Consider the following 17,730-nt stretch of genomic DNA (forward strand, 5'->3'; position numbering starts at 1 on the left):
GGTGCGAAGTTGCGCAAGTGTTTACCCTATGAGCCTTGTGGTAAAAATGAGAAACATAGCGGTATTTACGTCACTGGAGACAATAATATGAGTTATACATTACCTGCTTTACCTTATGCTTATGATGCGTTGGAACCACATTTTGACAAGCAAACCATGGAAATCCACCATACTAAGCACCATCAAACCTATGTGACTAACACCAATACAGCGTTAGAAAAACTACCTGAATTAGCAGGTTTAGATATCGATGTTCTGATTCAAAAATTAGACCAAATCCCTGCTGATCAACGTACGTTTGTTCGTAACAACGCAGGTGGCCACTCAAACCATAGTCTGTTCTGGAAAGGTTTGAAATTAGGTACTGAATTAAAAGGCGAATTAAAAGCTGCGATTGAGCGTGATTTCGGTAGCGTTGATGCATTCAAAGAACTGTTTGAAAAAGCAGCTGCAACCCGTTTCGGTTCTGGTTGGGCGTGGCTGGTTCTGAAAGATGACGGTAAATTAGCTGTAGTTTCAACAGCAAACCAAGACAGCCCATTAATGGGTGAGGCTATTTCAGGCGCATCTGGTTACCCAATCATCGGTTTAGACGTATGGGAACACGCTTATTATCTGAAATTCCAAAACCGCCGTCCTGATTATATTAAAGCATTCTGGTCAGTTGTGAACTGGGATGAAGCAGCGGCACGTTTTGCAGCAAAAGCTAAATAATTTTATAAGATAATTTATTCGTAAAGCGCAGCAGTGTTAATGCTGCGCTTTTTTATTTATACCTCACCCGATTGTTATCTCTGTTGGCATTCTTTATGATGAAGTCTCTGTTACTTTGCTAAGTGGAGAGCACTGTTCATGTCATATATTCCCCAAGTCTTTATCGGTAAAATCCAAGCAACCCAGTCTTGTGGGCACAGTGCTATTCATAAGCAGGCGGCCGATGGGCTATTGATGTTAGGGCAATTGGGGCTTGAGGGGGATGAACAAGCTGAAAAACGCTTTCATGGCGGTCCTGATAGAGCTCTTTGCCATTATCCACGTGACCATTATGATTTTTGGATTAATGCGTATCCGGGTTTAGCGGATCTATTTGTTGCCTCCGCATTTGGAGAAAATATATCAACGCTGGGTATGACAGAAGAAAACGTATTTATTGGGGATATTTTTGCTTGGGGTGATGCGCGCATTCAGGTCACGCAACCTCGTTCCCCTTGTTATAAGCTCAATGGGTTAACAGGAATTGAAAATTTTGCACAAATGATGCAAGACAATGGGCGATGTGGTTGGCTGTATCGTGTGATAAAAGCCGGTAATGTTAGTCAAAATGCGCCATTAACGTTATTGAGCCGCAATAGTGATATCTCCGTACAAGAAGCCATTATGATTGCATTTCACGCCCCTTATGATGAAGAGTTATATCAGCGCCTTTTAAGTTCAGCAGGGTTATCTGCAAGTTGGAGCTTAACCATGCAAAACCGTTTAGATAACCACCGCATTGAAGAATTTAAGCACCGGTTGTTTGGTAAGCGTTAATATAAAGCGATGTGCTTCTGGCAAAGAGAGTATTTGGCCATAAGCACTTGCTAGCAATATGACGCCTAAGTCTTAGGTATTTGTTGTACAAACTGTTGGTACCACGGGATATTCGCCATTAATTCGATATGTGTCCCCTGAGCGATAATTTTTCCTTTTTCCATATACACAATAGAGTCTGCTTGGCGTGCAAGATTGGGCTGGTGGGTGACGATGACCCGTGTTTGCTGTTTGGCTTGAGTTATAAGGTCTATCACTGAAGCGGTATTGACGTTATCAAGGCTTGCCGTTGGTTCATCCATTAAAATGATGTCAGGATGCTGTAACATTAGCCTCGCAATACACAGTCGTTGCCTTTGACCGCCAGAAAGTTGCATACCACCGGCACCGACCTCTTTTTCCAAGAACTCATGATTGGCGGTGAAATTAAGTTGTGTTAGTAACGTGCTGATTGCCTTGTCATCAATATTATCATCATCAAGTATCAAATTTTGGCGTACGCTACCGTAAAATAAACGACTGTCTTGTAATAAGACTCCCCGGCTAGCGCACAACACTGCTTGTGATAGGGTTTTAATATTTTGATTACCATAATTCACACAGCCTTGTGTTGGGTCTTGTAAGCGAGCAAGTAAGCCTAATAATGTACTTTTCCCTGCGCCTGATGGGCCCACAATGACAGTAAGTGCATGTTTTTTAAAAGTCAGATTTATATTTTTTAAAATGCATTTTTTATTATCACTGTAAAATGATAGCTGTTCACAGCTAACGCTATCGATTTTGGGGGGTGATGTACGATAAGGAAACACCAGCACTGGAGTCTGTAAGGCTTTCTCGATTTGTTGAGCTGCTTTTTTCATCTGCCTAATAGATAGGTCTAAATGAGAAAGCAACCATATAGGTTCAATTAAGCGAGCTAATAAAACTAACCCTGCTAGGCACAGGTTTAATGGCATTTCTGCATGTTCAACTAAATAAATACCGTACCCAAAGAGCGTAATAAATACGGTTTGCACCATCAATGAAAATAATAAGTGAAATGGCAAACTTCTTCGTTGTCGCTGTCTTTGAGTTTGATATTGGGACATTAAGGCAAGTTTAGGATGCAGCTGCTCATGGTGAGCACTTGAGCGACGAATTAATGGCTGGTGGAGGGCATATTGATTGAGCGCACTTACTGCTTGTTGTTCTGATTCATGAACGGCTTGCTCAAAAGAGGACACTTTTGTGGCAGAAAAACGTAAGGATATTAATAATATACTAATTATAAATAGTAAAATGACTCCAAAAATACTTTGATAGATTAAAGCACCAATCACGATAGTGCAGGGTGTGACTAACCCACTGATAATTGGTTGTAATAAATGTGCGGGCACAGACATAACCTGTGAAACAGGCCCTGAAATTAGCTGATTACTGTTTGCTATAGGGTGTAATGAAAGCGGCAGATGGCGAATAAGTGCCGTAGCAAGATAACGCATCACCAACCCCCCAGCAAAATAGCCTTTTTGAGTGGCGATAAATGTTACGGTTAATGTAGATAAACTCGAAAGAGCGAAAAACGTTAATGGCATTGTGGTATCAAGGTGCCAATCTAAAATCACAACAAATAAGAATAACCCGCTAACCCCCTCTAAAACAGCACTTAACGTCATCCAAAAGATGGCACCACGTGCGGCGTACAATAAGCTCCTAAGCACAATCATCCTCCAGGGCGCGTAAAAGTTGCTGATAGGGTTCTGACTGTATTGCAAGTTGTTGATGGGAGCCTTGTGCAATTAATTTTCCGTTGTCTAACAGCAGTACGCGATCTGCTAGGCCTAAGCCGTTTAAGTCATGGGTAATTAATACACAGGTTCGCGGCTCGGAGTGCAATAAATTCAGCACCCGTTGTGCATTTTGTGGGTCAAGCGCGGATGTTGGCTCATCAAGCAGTAATAAAGGCGCTGGTGATAGTAGCGCACGAGCAATGGCAAGGCGTTGAGCCTCCCCACCGGACAGCTGCATATCTTGTCCTATTACGGCATCCAGTCCTTTAGGTTGTTGTTTTGCAAACGGTAATAAGTTGAGTGCATCAAGATAACGATACATTTCATCTTCAGTGGCATTTGGGGCAAACAACTGTAGATTTTCACGTACAGAACAAGGTAAGGGCGGGGTGTTTTGCATGACGATGGAAACTGTATGGTTCAAACTGGTAAATGATAGCTGTGGTAATGGAACTGAGTTAAAGAGTACATTTCCTGCTGTTGGGTCTAAAAATCGTGCCATAAGTTGTAATAAAGTACTCTTCCCCGCACCTGATGCCCCGACAATAGCTATAAATTCGTTGGGAGCCACGGTGATATTAATATTCGATAGTATTGGGCTATGACCTATTTTCACATCAACTTGAACAAGTTTGAGCTCACCTAAAGATGGGCTGACATCTTTTTCTCCGTAATGCATATCTGGTTCAGCGAGAAGTTGGCGAATACGTTCTGATGCACTGACAGCAAGGTTTAAGGCGTCTGTGCCATGCCCCATTGCTGCAACAGGTGCAGCGATACTGCTAATTAATAAAATGAATAAAATTACTTGAGCAAGAGGTAAGGGCTCAGGGAGTAATGAAACCCCAACAATAACCCACAATGAAAGCAATGTGCTGCTGATACCGACTTGGGTCAATGAGCTCAAAGCACCTATTTTTCTTATCCATCGATGAAAGGCGATTTCAAATTGAGATAAAGCGTGTGATGCTTTTTTTTGAATTGATTGGTTGGGGTATTGCCTAGCTTGTAGTGGGTTATCTGCGAGTTCCGCGTATTGTTCATATAGAAAGCCCATTGCCTGGTTACGTGAGGTGTAGAGCGCCTGATAGCGTACAGAGCGCATTTGTCTAAATAAAAAAATAGAGGCAATTAATGGCATTAAGCAAAAAAGGGTGAGCAGTACATTTTGCCATAATAGAATGAGAGTTGCTGCTGTGGGGACGATAATCAGTTTTGTGATATCTGCGGGGGCATGAGCGGTTAATTGATGCAGCCCACGAACATCACGATCCACAATTTGCAAAAAACCGTCTCTACCGTGTTGGGCAAAGTGATTTAGTGGGAGTTTTTCTATTTTATCAAGAAGTTGTAGTCTAACGTGGTAGCAGAGATGGTTATCCGTTTGATGCGTTAAATACATAGCAAGAGTTTGGCAAATTAGCCAACTTATACCACCGATGGACGCAATAACGACCCATTCATAATATTGATGAACGGGAGTGGCAGCAACTTGGCTAATAGCTATCAATGGAATGAGTGAACAGAGGCCTGCGATAGCTTGTAAAATAAGTGCAAATAATAATGTGATGCGATAGGGACAAAGTAGTTCCCAAAGTGCGCGGTACATGCGAGACCTCCATTGTGAATTCGTCACTTTAATTTATTTCGCTTTGATATCGTGAATTAGTTGTTTTGCTTGCCAGACTATTTGTTTTGTTTGCAGGCCTTAATTGGGCATATTCATTTTTAAAGCGCTTTAGTAAGATGGCTGTATTGCGATTGGGAATGTTAAGGGGGAGGTGAGATGCAATATGATTTAAACGATCTCTACTATTTTGTGAAAGTTGTCGAATATGGTGGTTTTTCACAAGCGGGTCTGGCGCTAGGGATCCCTAAATCTAAATTAAGTCGTCGCATCGCAGAATTAGAAAAAAAGTTAAATATTTCATTGATTTATCGTTCTACTAGGCAGTTTCATGTTACAGAGGTAGGGCAGGTTTTTTATCAACAATGCAAAAGTGTCGTTGATGAAGCTGAAATAGCTCATGAATTGATATGTTCTGTTCAATCTCACCCTAAAGGGATAATTAAATTATCGTGCCCAGTCGCGCTATTGCAAGTTTATCTCAATGAATTACTTGTTGATTTTATGGTGCAATATCCCGATATCGACATCCAAATTTTAGCGGTTAACCGACCTGTTGATGTGATTAGTGAAGGGCTGGATTTAGCTATTCGCGTGCGCTCATTGCCATTGGATGATTCAGGCTTAATGATGAAGGTACTTGGATATTCGCGACGTATATTAGTGGCTAGCCCACAATTATTCGCAGAGCAGGGTGAACTCATAGAACCAGAAAAGCTGGTGGATTACCCGATGTTAGCGAATACAGAGCATTCACAAAATTACACGTTAACCCTCAAAAACAGTGACGACCTTAGCTTTACACAGCATTTTACCCCTAAGTTAGCGACAACAGATATCTTAACGTTATACCGCGCGGCACTAAAAGGTGTCGGGATCGCAAGGCTACCTTATGGTGTGGTAGAAAAAGACATTGAATCAGGGAATTTGATAGAGGTATTACCGCAATGGCAGTTTCCTGAAGATATCATTCATGCAGTATATCCATCACGTAAAGGGTTGTTGCCGTCAATCCAATTACTGTTAAATTATTTAGCAGATAATATTTCGCCGTCAGTGAAATAAATTTCCCCGATAGCACATTAGGCTATCAGGGAAATATTCGTCATTTATTGTGTTTCAGGAATGCGGCCAAATTTCCCACTGTTGAAATCATTTATGGCTTCATTGATTTCTTGAACAGTATTCATCACAAAGGGGCCGTAGCCAACAACTGGCTCATTAATGGGATCACCACTGAGTAACAGCACTAAGGCATCTTCTGTGGCTTCTAACAGAATATTACTGTCTGTATCGTCGAGGATCATCAGTTCCCCTTCGTTTAAAGCGGAGCGGCCATCAACAAATATTGAACCACGTAGCATGACTAAACCGACATGGCGTCCCGCTTTAGTTGGGATACCCACAGTTTTACCTTTGTTAAGCTGTAAATCCCATACATCTAATGGGCTAAAGGTTTGTGCTGCACCTTTATTGCCCAAATAGTCACCGGCAATCACTCGCAATGTACCTGCATCATTGGGTAATGAGACTTTTGGCATGCTTTGGCTTTCTAACAGCTGGTAACTGGGGGCCGCTGATTTGTCTTTTGCTGGCAAATTAACCCACAGTTGCACCATATCAAGTGTGCCACCTTTTTTCATGAAGGCATCAGACTGATACTCTTGATGCAAAATACCCGATGCTGCAGTCATCCACTGAACATCACCTGGGCCTATCACACCACCTTCACCCGTAGAGTCATGGTGGGCGACTTCACCATCATACACAATCGTGACTGTTTCAAACCCACGGTGTGGGTGCTCTCCAACGCCTCTGTTTGCTGAATTTGAGCTTGGGAAATCAAAAGGCCCCGCTCTGTCGAGCAAAAGGAATGGGTTGAGGTATTTCCCATGATCGTTATAGCTAAACATTGAACGGACAGGGAAGCCGTCTCCAACCCAATGGCTACGAGGAGATTGATAGATACCAATAATTTTTTTCATGGTTTTGCTCCTAAAATTGTTTTGATAACTGAATAATAAAGGAGCAAATCATTTGGCTGTAGTGGCAAAAATAGGTTTCATTGTTGCAGTGATAGAACAATAGAATAAAGTCTAATTATTCTATTTATAGAACAGTGTTTACCAAAAACTGGACTACTCAGCCTTAAATCGATGAATTAATCTAAATAACACGAAAACGGAGCGGCTGTCGTTCTATTTTTAAATCAAAAACAGATTCTATATTTTATCGATTGAGAGGTTTCATCATGAGTAGCCCAGCTAATTTTAATGGTCAACGTCCTGCTATTAACCCAGAAGATGCGGTGATGTTATTAATCGATCACCAGAGTGGTTTATTTCAAACTGTAGGTGATATGCCAATGACGGAATTACGTGCTCGCGCCGCTGTTCTGGCTAAAATGGCTTCCCTAGCTAAAATTCCAGTAATAACAACGGCTTCTGTACCTCAAGGCCCAAATGGCCCGTTGATACCAGAAATTCATCAAAATGCACCACATGCACAATATATTGCACGCCGCGGTGAAATTAATGCATGGGATAACCCAGAGTTTGTGGCGGCCGTGAAAGCAACAGGTAAAAAGCAACTGATTATTGCCGGAACTATTACCAGTGTTTGTATGGCGTTTCCTGCAATTAGTGCGGTGATGGATGGTTACCAAGTATTTGTGGTGATTGACGCTTCAGGCACTTACAGCAAAATGGCGCAAGAAATTACTTTAGCGCGTGTCGTTCAAGCGGGTGTCGTTCCAATGGATACTGCTGCGGTTGCTTCAGAATTGCAAGGGACTTGGAACCGCGAAGATGCGGCGGAGTGGGCAATGGCTTACACGCAAATTTTCCCTGCCTATCAATTATTAATTGAAAGCTACAGCAAAGCGCAAGATGTTCTGAAAAATAATGAACAATTAGATTCAGACCGTTAAGGTGAAATAAACAGCATCAATGAATTAATTGGTGAAAATTGATTAGAGTAAAAATGAGGAAAAACCCCATTTTTACTGAGTTAATACAATGATTGTTACTGAGGGCGTTTAACGAAGCCAATAGCTTCGTAAACTTTATCTAACGTTTCTTGTGCGCGAGCAGCGGCTTTGGTTGCGCCTTCATCCATAATTTGGTTTAGCAGCGCTTCATCATTACGGAATTCATGATAACGAGTTTGAAGTGTAGTTAACATACCGGAAACGGCTTCTGCCACGGCCCCTTTAAGATGACCGTACATTTGCCCTTCAAATTCGGCTTCAAGTTCAGCAATTTTCTTACCTGTCACACCCGACATGATATCTAATAAGTTAGAAACCCCTGGTTTGTTTTCTAAATCATAACGAATACGAGGTGGCTCTTCGGAGTCAGTCATTGCGCGTTTGATTTTTTTCACGACAGATTTCGGGTCTTCTAATAAGGCGATAACGTTGTTACGGTTATCATCGGACTTAGACATTTTCTTGGTTGGATCTTGCAGAGCCATAACACGGGCACCACCACCAGTCGGAATGAATGGATCGGGTACAGTGAAAATATCACCATAAATGGCATTGAAGCGTTGAGCAATATCACGGCTCAATTCAAGGTGTTGTTTCTGGTCAATACCAACAGGTACTTGATTCGTTTGATAAATCAAAATATCTGCTGCCATTAGTACTGGGTAATCAAAGAGTCCCGCATTGATATTTTCTGCGTGACGGGCAGATTTATCTTTAAACTGAGTCATACGGCTCAACTCACCGAAATAGGTGTAGCAGTTAAGCGCCCAGCTCAGTTGAGCGTGTTGTGGTACGTGTGACTGCACAAAAATGGTGCTTTTTTTCGGGTCAATACCACATGCTAAATAGAGCGCAAGTGTATCGAGGGTTCTTTTACGCAGTTCAACAGGGTCTTGGCGAACGGTGATGGCGTGCTGGTCAACGATACAGTAAATGCAGTCGTAGTCATCTTGCATTTGTACCCACTGACGTAATGCACCCATGTAGTTACCGATGGTTAATTCACCGGAAGGCTGTGCGCCGCTGAATACGATTGGTTTTTGGGGTTGCTTTAATTTTTCAGTGGGAGTGCTCATTTAGTTATGTCCTTGCTTATTTTATTTCAGATAACCCGATTGCAGGTAATAAATCAGAAAAATGTGTTAATACACAGTTCGGTTCACTCAGTGCAATAGATTCACCATAGTTATAACCGTAGGTCAGACCGACACACGGGCATTCAGCGCTTTTCGCTGCAATAATATCATTACGAGAATCGCCGACAAAAAGCAATTCTTCTTTACGTAAACCGAATGTTCCCATCGTTAGGTAGAGGGGAGCAGGATGCGGTTTTAAAGCTTTGACGTCATCGCTACCCAAGACTAGAGAAAAGTAGTGTTCAATACCTAATTTCTTTAATAATGGCGCAATAAATGGGGTCGCTTTATTAGTAACAATCCCCATAGGTAAGCCATGTTTTGCTAATTGCTCTAAAGTGTCTTTTACTCCAGGAAACAGTTGGCTGCCTGTTGTGACGGACGTTGCATAGAATTTATCAAAACTGGCTCGAGCTTTTTTTTGTCGCTCAGGTGTGATTTCGGCACCCGCCCATGAAAGTGCGCGTTCAACTAACACATCAACACCATTGCCTACCCAAATAGAAACGCGTTCTTTACCTGCAGGGGCAAAATTAAATTCTTTGAGCATGTTGTCGATGGCTTCAGCTAAGCCAGCTGCACTGTCTACGAGTGTGCCGTCTAAATCGAAAGCGATCGCTTTGATATTCTCTAATACCACTTCAGTCATTGAGATACCTTTTGTAATTCGTTACGCATCGCGTCGATGACGGTTTTATAGTCCGGTTGGTCGAAAATAGCAGAACCCGCAACGAAGGTATCGGCACCTGCCGCTGCAATCTCTGCGATATTATTCACTTTGACACCGCCGTCGACTTCCAAACGAATATCATAGCCACTTTCATCAATTAATTTACGGACTTGGCGCAATTTATTGAGTGTTTGTGGGATAAACGATTGGCCTCCAAACCCTGGGTTCACAGACATGAGTAGGATCATATCAACTTTATCCATGACGTAATCAAGGTAGCTAAGTGGTGTTGCTGGGTTAAATACTAACCCCGCGGTACAGCCATGTTCGCGAATTAACTGTAGTGAGCGGTCAACATGTTCGCTGGCTTCAGGATGGAAACTAATATGGGTTGCACCGGCCTTAGCAAAATCTGGGATAATACGGTCAACTGGCTTCACCATTAAATGAACATCGATAGGTGCAGTAATTCCGTAGTCTCGCAGTGCTTTACATATAGGTGCGCCAAACGTTAAGTTGGGTACGTAGTGGTTGTCCATAACGTCAAAATGCACAATATCGGCACCAGCTGCAAGAACATTGGCGGTATCTTCGCCTAAACGTGCAAAGTCAGCAGATAAAATAGATGGGGCAATGAGAAAGTTTTTCATTATTGTCTCCGATTATTAATCGTTATCTGAGAGCCATTCATCGCTAGGTACAAGGCGCTGCGTTTTTTTCTTATCCGTTTTTCTAGGAGAAAGGCTATTAGGTATACCCGGATATAATGCCAGTAACTCATTGACTTTTGTCCGGTTTAATATATTTCTACTAATGGTGCGACGTACTTTTACAATATGCAATTGAGCTTGATAATACCACTCTCTCGTCATCGGGGTATCATGATTTGAGATCAAGACAGGAATTTTACTTTCTGTTGATAACTTTTGAGCCAAAATAGCTAAGTTTTGTTGTTCGAGCGAATTAAATGCATTCGTGTGATACGCCGTGAAGTTAGCTGTATCTGATAAAGGTGCATATGGTGGGTCACAGTAGACAACAGACCCCTCTTTTGCGTTGAGCAAAGTTTCACCATAATGCTGAGTCATAAACGTGGCATTTTGTGATTTTTCAGCAAACCACAGTAATTCTTCTTTAGGAAAATAGGGTTTTTTATAGCGGCCAAAAGGAACGTTAAATTCACCACGAGAATTATAGCGGCATAACCCATTATAGCAGTGGCGGTTTAAGTATAAAAAAAGGACACTGCGTTTCTCAGTATCGGTAGATTGGTTAAAGGCTTCACGCATTAAATAATATTGTTCGGAAGTATTATATTCAGGTGTGAAGATTTGCTGGGCTTCTTCAATAAAAGCATCAGCGCGGTCTTTAACCGTATTGTAGAGGTTGATGAGGTCACTGTTGATATCTGCCAGTATGTATGAATCATAACTGGTGTTTAAAAACACTGACCCAGCACCAACAAAAGGCTCAATTAAGCAATCACCTTGTGGAAGGTGTTTTTTGATTTCTTCCACAAGGGGGTATTTACCCCCAGCCCATTTTAAAAAAGCGCGTTTTTTTTTCATGCCGTCTTATTATTACAATCGTTTAGAGTAACTGCATTTATACTCTGTCAGGACAACATAATGCGCCCGGGGAAAAACGTTGTTATTTTTGATCCTGTTTGACTTGTTTCATATTTCTAACCCACGGTTTTTTCGCTTGTACTGCAGCAGGTAAGGTCCCTATTGCATTTTTTGCGTCGGTCACTGAACTATAATTTCCGTGAATAAGAACATACCAAGTTTGCCCATTACGTATGGTTTTATAAACTTTGTAATTGGCCAATTTGTTTTCTTTTGCGAAAGCTTCCAGTGTATCAGAGCGGCTTGCACTGCTAAGTTGCAATGTGTAGCTACCTGCTGGTGCAGACATGATATTGCTACCTTGGCTACTTGCCGTTGATTTTGCTGGCTGTTTAGTTTGCACAGGGTGTTTTGGCTCAACGGGTTTTACAGGTGTTTTTTCTGGCGTTACTGGTTTGACTACGGGTTGTTGTTCCACAGGTTTAACGGTTGGTGGCGTTAACGGTGTCGTATTTTGTGGCTGGCTAGTGCCTGGCACAGAAACTTGGCCTTGGTTTAAGGCATCAACTACATCGCCAGGTATTTCGATTCGCTCACCCAGACCATTTGGTTGAGTTTGAGGTTCGCCTTGGGTTGGCGTTGGCGTAATTTGTGAACCAGTGATTTCTTGCGGTTGCCCTGATAGCGTTTGACCTTGTGAATTTGTCAACGATGAGGAGCCCGATAAGTCGATATTCTGTGAATTATTTGCACCCGTTGTTTGTTGCTTTTCATGCTCTGTAGGGGCCTTTAAAGCTGAGCTGATAGCAATAATGAGCAGCAATAGAACCAGAACACCTACACCAATCATAATATGTTGGCGTGAGAGTGCAATTTTAGGTTTTGCAGTAGATGGTGATTGGCGTGAGCGCCCTGTCGGTCTATCTGATGTATCTGGCCTAAGATCATTTTGACCTTGAGGCTGGTTATCTGGTTTAAATTCGTCCATTTTCCTCTCCCGAATAAAATTTGCCTATAGTAGAGATAAAATGTCTCTTATCAGTACAACCTCTAACGACCAAGCAGGACATCGCTGCTTATTTAAAGCATATATCCTTTCGTAATACCACGCTAGCCAAAGTGGTATTGATAATACGCTTTTTCAGAGTTTCGTATATAGGCGTAGGCACACCGTATAATTTAACGACTTTAGTGAACATCTACCAGTAACATTTTAAAACGCCAGTAAAAATTCAGCTTTTTCTTCGTTTTATGACATACAGGATGATATTGCCGCAATGACAGTCTGCGTATCAACATCTGAACGCATTTCCGAATGGCCGATAGTGGTAGGCAAAATTAAATGCAGTTTTCCACCCATCACTTTTTTATCTCGCATCATATGTGGGAGATAATCATCGGGCTTCATTTGTGAAGGGCCTTTGACGGGAAGTGATGCACGCTCTAAAAGTGTGACCACCCGCTGAGTTTGTTCAGGAGTAAATTGACCAAGTAATTCTGCTGTTTTTGCTGCCATAACCATGCCAGCCGCGACAGCTTCACCATGTAACCAGACGCCATAGCCCATATGCGCTTCGATAGCATGACCAAAGGTATGGCCTAAGTTCAATAATGCGCGTAACCCACTGGTTTCTTTTTCATCCGCTGCAACCACTTGTGCTTTTAGTTCACAACAACGGCGAATACAGTAAGCCATCGCTTGGTCATCAAGAGAGACGAGGGCATCAATATTCTCTTCCAGCCAGCTAAAAAACTCACTATCGAGGATAATGCCATATTTAATGACTTCTGCTAAGCCGGAGGCAAGTTCTCTTGGTGGGAGAGTTTTTAAGCAGTTGAGATCAACCACAACAGAAGCGGGCTGATAAAATGCGCCGATCATATTTTTCCCTAGTGGGTGATTGACGGCGGTTTTACCACCGACAGAAGAGTCCACTTGAGATAATAAGGTCGTAGGTACTTGAATAAAACGTACTCCACGCTGATAGCTTGCTGCTGCGAAACCTGTTAGGTCACCAATGACGCCCCCACCAAGAGCGATGAGGGTGGTGTCACGGTTATGGTGTTTTTCAAGTAATGCGGTAAATACATCATTCATGATGAATAATGATTTGTATTGTTCACCATCCGGTAGAATGATGGTATCAACTTTTACGCCTGAAGTTTCAAGGGCATTCTTTATCTTATCGAGATAAATAGGGGCAAGAGTTTCATTTGTCACGATCATTGCTCGTTGACCCGCAGTTAATGGCTCAAATGCCCCCGTTTGTTGATATAAGCCGGGTGCAATATTGATTGGATAACTACGTTCGCCTAGAGTGACGGTGACTTTTTCCATCTTGCTTTACCTTGAGTTCATTTTTGAAAATAACACCATGAACAATTAGTTTTTTTCTAATAGTTCAATGATTTGGTTGGCAACAACTTTTGCACTTTGCTCATCAGTATGAATGGTAATATCAGCAATTTCTTCATACATAGGATTACGTTCGTCAGCCAGTTTCTCAAGAACCTCACGTGCGGGTTCGTCAACTTGTAGCAGTGGACGTTTTTTGTCACGTTGTGTACGAGATAATTGTTTCTCAATGGTGGTCTCAAGATAAACAACGACACCGCGAGCGGATAGGCGATTACGGGTCTCTTTGGACTTAACAGAGCCACCACCTGTTGCTAATACAATGCCTTGTTTCTCTGTAAGCTCATTGATGATTTTTTCTTCGCGATCGCGAAAGCCTTCTTCACCTTCAAGGTCGAATACCCAGCCTACATCTGCGCCAGTGCGTTTTTCTATCTCGTGATCAGAGTCGAAAAACTCCATATTAAGCTGTTGAGCCAACTGACGGCCAATAGTACTTTTGCCAGCACCCATTGGTCCAACCAGAAAGATATTGCGTTTCTCTGCCATGTTTTTTGGTATTACTACGATTATTCGTTAATGATTACCCGCCCCGCCAATCAGATTAGCGGCGGGACCTAAACTGAAACCTCATAAGTGATGATGTGAGATCAGATAAGAAAATTATCTCAATACATCAACCTGAATTGCAACTATATAAATATGGCACTAAGCAAGCAAAGTGCCATATTTAAAATTACAGGTTTCGATACTTGAGCCGTCTATGTTGTCTAATGCCTTGTTTATCATGCTTTTTAACAGTTTCTAGCTATTGGTATCAGCAAGTTATTTCTGTTAAGAATAGAGCAACATTAATTGTGGCTGTTTTATAAGCGACTGACAGCTTGTTCTTTAATCTACGGATAGTTAGAACACTCAATGGATAACCTTGTATGCTAAAACGACGCCAGCGTCAAATTTATCCGGTAGGTTTATGCCATAAAAAATATTTTTTTTTGTCATCTTTGACTTATTGTGTATTCAACTATTTGAAGTATATGCGTTATTTTTTCCATGTTAAATATTGATAAGTTTTGGTGTTATAAAAACAATAAGGACACGCTTATCTGTATGCTCTGCCGTATTTGTGAATAACGTACCTAGAAAAGGGATATGAGATAAAAAGGGTAAGCCTATCTCTGTTTTTTCTTGTTTTTGCTGAAAAATTCCCCCAAGGATAAGGGTTTCATTATTTTTGATGGTTACGTTAGTTGCGATTTCTTGTTTATTGATGGCTAAGTGATGATGTTGGTTGCTAGTGAGTGCAGTATCGGGTGAGTTATGACTAATTTTAAGGTTTAACTCAATTTTTTCATCACGCACAATCGAGGGGGTAACATCCATACCCAGAACGGCATCTTTAAATTGTACGTGTGTTTTCTTGTCATTACTGGTGACATAGGGGATCTCTGTACCTTGCTGAATACTTGCGGGTTGTTGATGCGAAGCAACTAAACGAGGACTCGCAATAATAGAAAGCAGATTTTCTTTTTCTAATGCTTTCAGTTTCATTTCAAGTAAACCATCACCAAGACTAAGAACATTGAAGGCAAATTGCCCTGATATTGAAGAGTAACGATTGTAGCGATATAAGTGATTAGCGTTTAGATTTCCACCTGCCATCATTCCCCATTCTAAGCCCAACTCCTGTAATGCAGTTCGGCTGCTACTAATGATATGTGCAGTGATCTGTACTTGTTTATTTGGCTTATCTTGATGTTTTATCCATTCATCAATCAGTGCTAATCGATCTGGATCCTCTTTAATAATGAGGCTGTTTGTCGTGATATCGTGATGGATAGAGGCATTTTTTGATAATAACGAAGTATCTGGATGTTCTAATAGATGACGAACCTCTTGGACATTGGTTGAGATTAATTTAAATATTTTTTGGGTTAATGATGTTTTACTTGGCGTTACCTGCGCTACTGCTGTTTCCGGAGTAGGCTGGTTTTCTGTTACTAAGGGAGGTATCAGTGGTGCAAAGGGATCTCTAACCTCTTCGGCAGAGATTAAAAATGAAGATAAAAAGAAGAGTCCCCCAGCAATCAGCATGAGGATGTTAGTTCGTGAGCTATTCATTGCGGTTTTCATCCTTGATAGCGAGAGTGTCGTTGAACAATGAAAATGAGATGGAGGTGATGATAATTCCTTGTTTTAAATATATTTTTATGTCATGAAAATGCCATCTCTGGGTTTGAGGAAGGGTAAGAAGCTGTTCTATAACGTGATAAATAGGAATGAAGTGGCCTTGAAACTCCATAAAATAGGTATTGGTATCTGTTGGTTGCAATTGATTAAGTGTCACAGATGAATGTGAGAGCAAGGTATTTAACTGTGTCAGTAATTCAAGAGGCGCTTCTTTAATATCAACGGATTGCTTTAGTGATTGAGCTTGTTTTTCAAGTTGTTGTAACGAAGGTGAGTGATAGAGAGCTTTCTTTTCTCTTGTAATTGCTTCAATTAAATTCAGGTTCTCAATGGTTAATTCCATGATCTGATTTTGATTTTTTTTCCAGTATAAAAAATACCCCGCAGTGATACAAAGCACAATTAAGAACCAAACAGGTAGGGTTTGTTGCCAAAATGGGCGATACCAAAAAGAATGTATGGACTCATTCATCGAGCACTCCTTGATATTTGGCTGTGAGGTGTAAACGGTTTAATTGATTCACTCGGCTGATTTTTTTCAATTGAATATCACTCAAACCTGAGTGATTTTTAAGTTGTAAGCCAAGCGAATTGATATCTTGAAAATCATAACTGTTAGCTTTGATCTCTATTTTGTTATTCATTAACTGTAGATTTGTTAGCCAACTTTTGGGTGGAGTTAGAGTTGGAAGGTTTTGTAGTAACTTAAGTAAAAATTGGTTATTTACTATGATGCTATCTATCTTTCTTTTTTTGCTCATTAAGCTATTAATCTGTGTTTGTTGAGTCGCGATTTGCAATACTAATTGTTGTATCTGTTCATATTGTAGTTGGTTATTGTGCTTTCTATTTTTTAGGTCTTTCATTTCAATTTGTTGAAAAATAAATAAAAAAACACACGCTATAATCACTGAGCAGCAAACCACAGAACAAAAGAGTAAAAACTCTCGTATCTTCTTTTTTATTTGCTGTTGGCGCCAAGGGAGAAAGTTAACTTGGTATATTTCCATTAATTAAATATCTCCATGACGTAAAGCAAGACCGGCAGCAATCACAAAATCCCCCAGTAACTGTGGTAATTTAATACTATGCTGTTGAAAAGCTTGGCGTAATTCCCAGTGGTGAGCTACCTCATCAGTACGAAAAATCTGTTCATGATCTGTAATGAGGTAAATAGGTGAGGCTTTTTCTTGATCAATAAAGGGCAGCAAGTGGGAAAGGGTCGGTATATCTGTATCTTGCAAATGGTTATAATTAGCTGGTTGGCTAATTGGCCCTGACCAAAGCCATTCACCTTGTCGATAATGAATAACCCTGCATTCATCGGGTAAACCCGCGTTTCTTGCCACATAACGTAAAGCTATGGGGGCGACATCAATAGCAAGCAGATTGAACCCGCTTTCTGTAAATAGATTTTGCCAAAAAGTAATATCTGACTGGCGGGCCCCATTAAAATAAACCTGTTGTTTGATGACGCGATAGTCGATAACCAACTCTTGGGCGTGCATAGAAAAACGTTTTTCAGCTTGAGATTGTAAATACCATCCTAATTCTGGTTGTGGCAATTTGATTTCACTGGGTAATGAAATTTGTTGTTTTATTGTACGGACAGCGGGTAATGCGAAGGATACGGAACACTTTTTAGGTAATTTCTGACGCCATTGTAATAAAATATTCAGTAAAATTTGATATTGTTCATGGCTAGAATTATCAGTTAGCTCGAATGGTAATTGTTGTTGCCAACATTCACATAAATGCCAGTATTGTCTGCGCCGCTTTGCAGCGACTAGCTGTATTCTATCTCGATAGAGGTCGATCCCAATGTTCCATTTTGATGTATACATAGTTAATTTCCTTATCATTAACAAATAAATTACGATTTCTATTGTGCTGTA

Annotated in this window: 18 protein-coding genes; 4 read left to right on the top strand and 14 right to left on the bottom strand. The window is 41.1% G+C overall.

The annotated features are described in order from the left end of the window. The first annotated feature begins 87 nt into the window (after positions 1-87). On the top strand, positions 88-714 hold the full coding sequence (gene sodA, locus M1F26_RS00330) for a superoxide dismutase [Mn] (protein ID WP_094962904.1): 627 nt from the start codon (positions 88-90) through the stop codon (positions 712-714). Between the two features lie 138 nt (positions 715-852). Then, on the top strand, positions 853-1,530 hold the full coding sequence (gene yiiM, locus M1F26_RS00335; protein ID WP_125894594.1) for a 6-hydroxyaminopurine reductase: 678 nt from the start codon (positions 853-855) through the stop codon (positions 1,528-1,530). Positions 1,531-1,595: 65 nt separating this feature from the next. Here yiiM and M1F26_RS00340 read toward each other — a convergent pair whose 3' ends face one another. Both M1F26_RS00340 and M1F26_RS00345 read right to left on the bottom strand, forming a co-directional pair. Continuing rightward, entirely contained in the window at positions 1,596-3,215 is a 1,620-nt protein-coding gene (locus M1F26_RS00340) for an ATP-binding cassette domain-containing protein (RefSeq protein WP_227528865.1), read from the bottom strand. Positions 3,216-3,222: 7 nt separating this feature from the next. Then, on the bottom strand, positions 3,223-4,908 hold the full coding sequence (locus M1F26_RS00345; RefSeq protein WP_140171893.1) for an ABC transporter ATP-binding protein: 1,686 nt from the start codon (positions 4,906-4,908) through the stop codon (positions 3,223-3,225). A gap of 177 nt (positions 4,909-5,085) precedes the next feature. Between M1F26_RS00345 and M1F26_RS00350 the strand changes: the two genes are divergently transcribed. Continuing rightward, complete coding sequence (locus tag M1F26_RS00350) at positions 5,086-5,991, top strand: LysR substrate-binding domain-containing protein (protein ID WP_140171894.1); 906 nt, start codon at positions 5,086-5,088, stop codon at positions 5,989-5,991. 44 nt (positions 5,992-6,035) lie between these two features. On the opposite strand, the gene M1F26_RS00355 is transcribed toward M1F26_RS00350, so the two are convergent. Further along, positions 6,036-6,911: a pirin family protein gene (locus M1F26_RS00355; RefSeq protein WP_140171895.1), complete on the bottom strand. Its 876-nt coding sequence runs from the start codon at positions 6,909-6,911 to the stop codon at positions 6,036-6,038. A 266-nt stretch (positions 6,912-7,177) separates the two neighbouring features. Here M1F26_RS00355 and M1F26_RS00360 point away from each other — a divergent pair, with 266 nt between their 5' ends. Further along, a complete protein-coding gene (locus M1F26_RS00360) occupies positions 7,178-7,855 on the top strand; it encodes a hydrolase (protein ID WP_140171896.1) in 678 nt (225 codons plus the stop codon). A gap of 95 nt (positions 7,856-7,950) precedes the next feature. Here the strand turns inward: M1F26_RS00360 and trpS are convergent, their stop codons facing one another. The 11 genes from trpS to M1F26_RS00415 all read right to left on the bottom strand — a co-directional run bounded on the left by trpS (position 7,951) and on the right by M1F26_RS00415 (position 17,679). Next, complete coding sequence (gene trpS, locus M1F26_RS00365) at positions 7,951-8,991, bottom strand: tryptophan--tRNA ligase (RefSeq protein WP_004263211.1); 1,041 nt, start codon at positions 8,989-8,991, stop codon at positions 7,951-7,953. Between the two features lie 16 nt (positions 8,992-9,007). After that, positions 9,008-9,700 (bottom strand): phosphoglycolate phosphatase, encoded by a 693-nt coding sequence (locus tag M1F26_RS00370; RefSeq protein ID WP_140171897.1) that lies wholly within the window; start codon positions 9,698-9,700, stop codon positions 9,008-9,010. Beyond that, complete coding sequence (gene rpe / locus M1F26_RS00375; RefSeq protein WP_004263207.1) at positions 9,697-10,371, bottom strand: ribulose-phosphate 3-epimerase; 675 nt, start codon at positions 10,369-10,371, stop codon at positions 9,697-9,699. The genes M1F26_RS00370 and rpe overlap by 4 nt, the downstream gene beginning before the upstream one ends. A gap of 15 nt (positions 10,372-10,386) precedes the next feature. After that, entirely contained in the window at positions 10,387-11,289 is a 903-nt protein-coding gene (gene dam, locus M1F26_RS00380; protein WP_004263205.1) for an adenine-specific DNA-methyltransferase, read from the bottom strand. Between the two features lie 82 nt (positions 11,290-11,371). Beyond that, on the bottom strand, positions 11,372-12,277 hold the full coding sequence (locus M1F26_RS00385; protein WP_140171898.1) for an SPOR domain-containing protein: 906 nt from the start codon (positions 12,275-12,277) through the stop codon (positions 11,372-11,374). Positions 12,278-12,538: 261 nt separating this feature from the next. Continuing rightward, on the bottom strand, positions 12,539-13,627 hold the full coding sequence (aroB, locus tag M1F26_RS00390; RefSeq protein ID WP_004263201.1) for a 3-dehydroquinate synthase: 1,089 nt from the start codon (positions 13,625-13,627) through the stop codon (positions 12,539-12,541). A gap of 45 nt (positions 13,628-13,672) precedes the next feature. After that, positions 13,673-14,194, bottom strand: coding sequence for a shikimate kinase AroK (gene aroK, locus M1F26_RS00395; protein WP_004263200.1), 522 nt, complete (start codon positions 14,192-14,194; stop codon positions 13,673-13,675). Between the two features lie 507 nt (positions 14,195-14,701). Then, a complete protein-coding gene (locus tag M1F26_RS00400) occupies positions 14,702-15,766 on the bottom strand; it encodes a transporter (RefSeq protein WP_410480041.1) in 1,065 nt (354 codons plus the stop codon). Beyond that, positions 15,759-16,307 (bottom strand): hypothetical protein, encoded by a 549-nt coding sequence (locus tag M1F26_RS00405; RefSeq protein WP_110592746.1) that lies wholly within the window; start codon positions 16,305-16,307, stop codon positions 15,759-15,761. Before M1F26_RS00405 ends, M1F26_RS00400 begins: the two co-directional genes overlap by 8 nt. Next, positions 16,300-16,845, bottom strand: coding sequence for a PilN domain-containing protein (locus M1F26_RS00410; RefSeq protein ID WP_140171899.1), 546 nt, complete (start codon positions 16,843-16,845; stop codon positions 16,300-16,302). Before M1F26_RS00410 ends, M1F26_RS00405 begins: the two co-directional genes overlap by 8 nt. Before the next feature lie 3 nt (positions 16,846-16,848). After that, positions 16,849-17,679 (bottom strand): pilus assembly protein HofM, encoded by an 831-nt coding sequence (locus M1F26_RS00415; RefSeq protein WP_140171900.1) that lies wholly within the window; start codon positions 17,677-17,679, stop codon positions 16,849-16,851. Positions 17,680-17,730: the final 51 nt, after the last annotated feature.

The sequence above is a fragment of the Providencia sp. PROV048 genome (assembly GCF_033688165.1).
Taxonomy (GTDB): domain Bacteria; phylum Pseudomonadota; class Gammaproteobacteria; order Enterobacterales; family Enterobacteriaceae; genus Providencia; species Providencia hangzhouensis.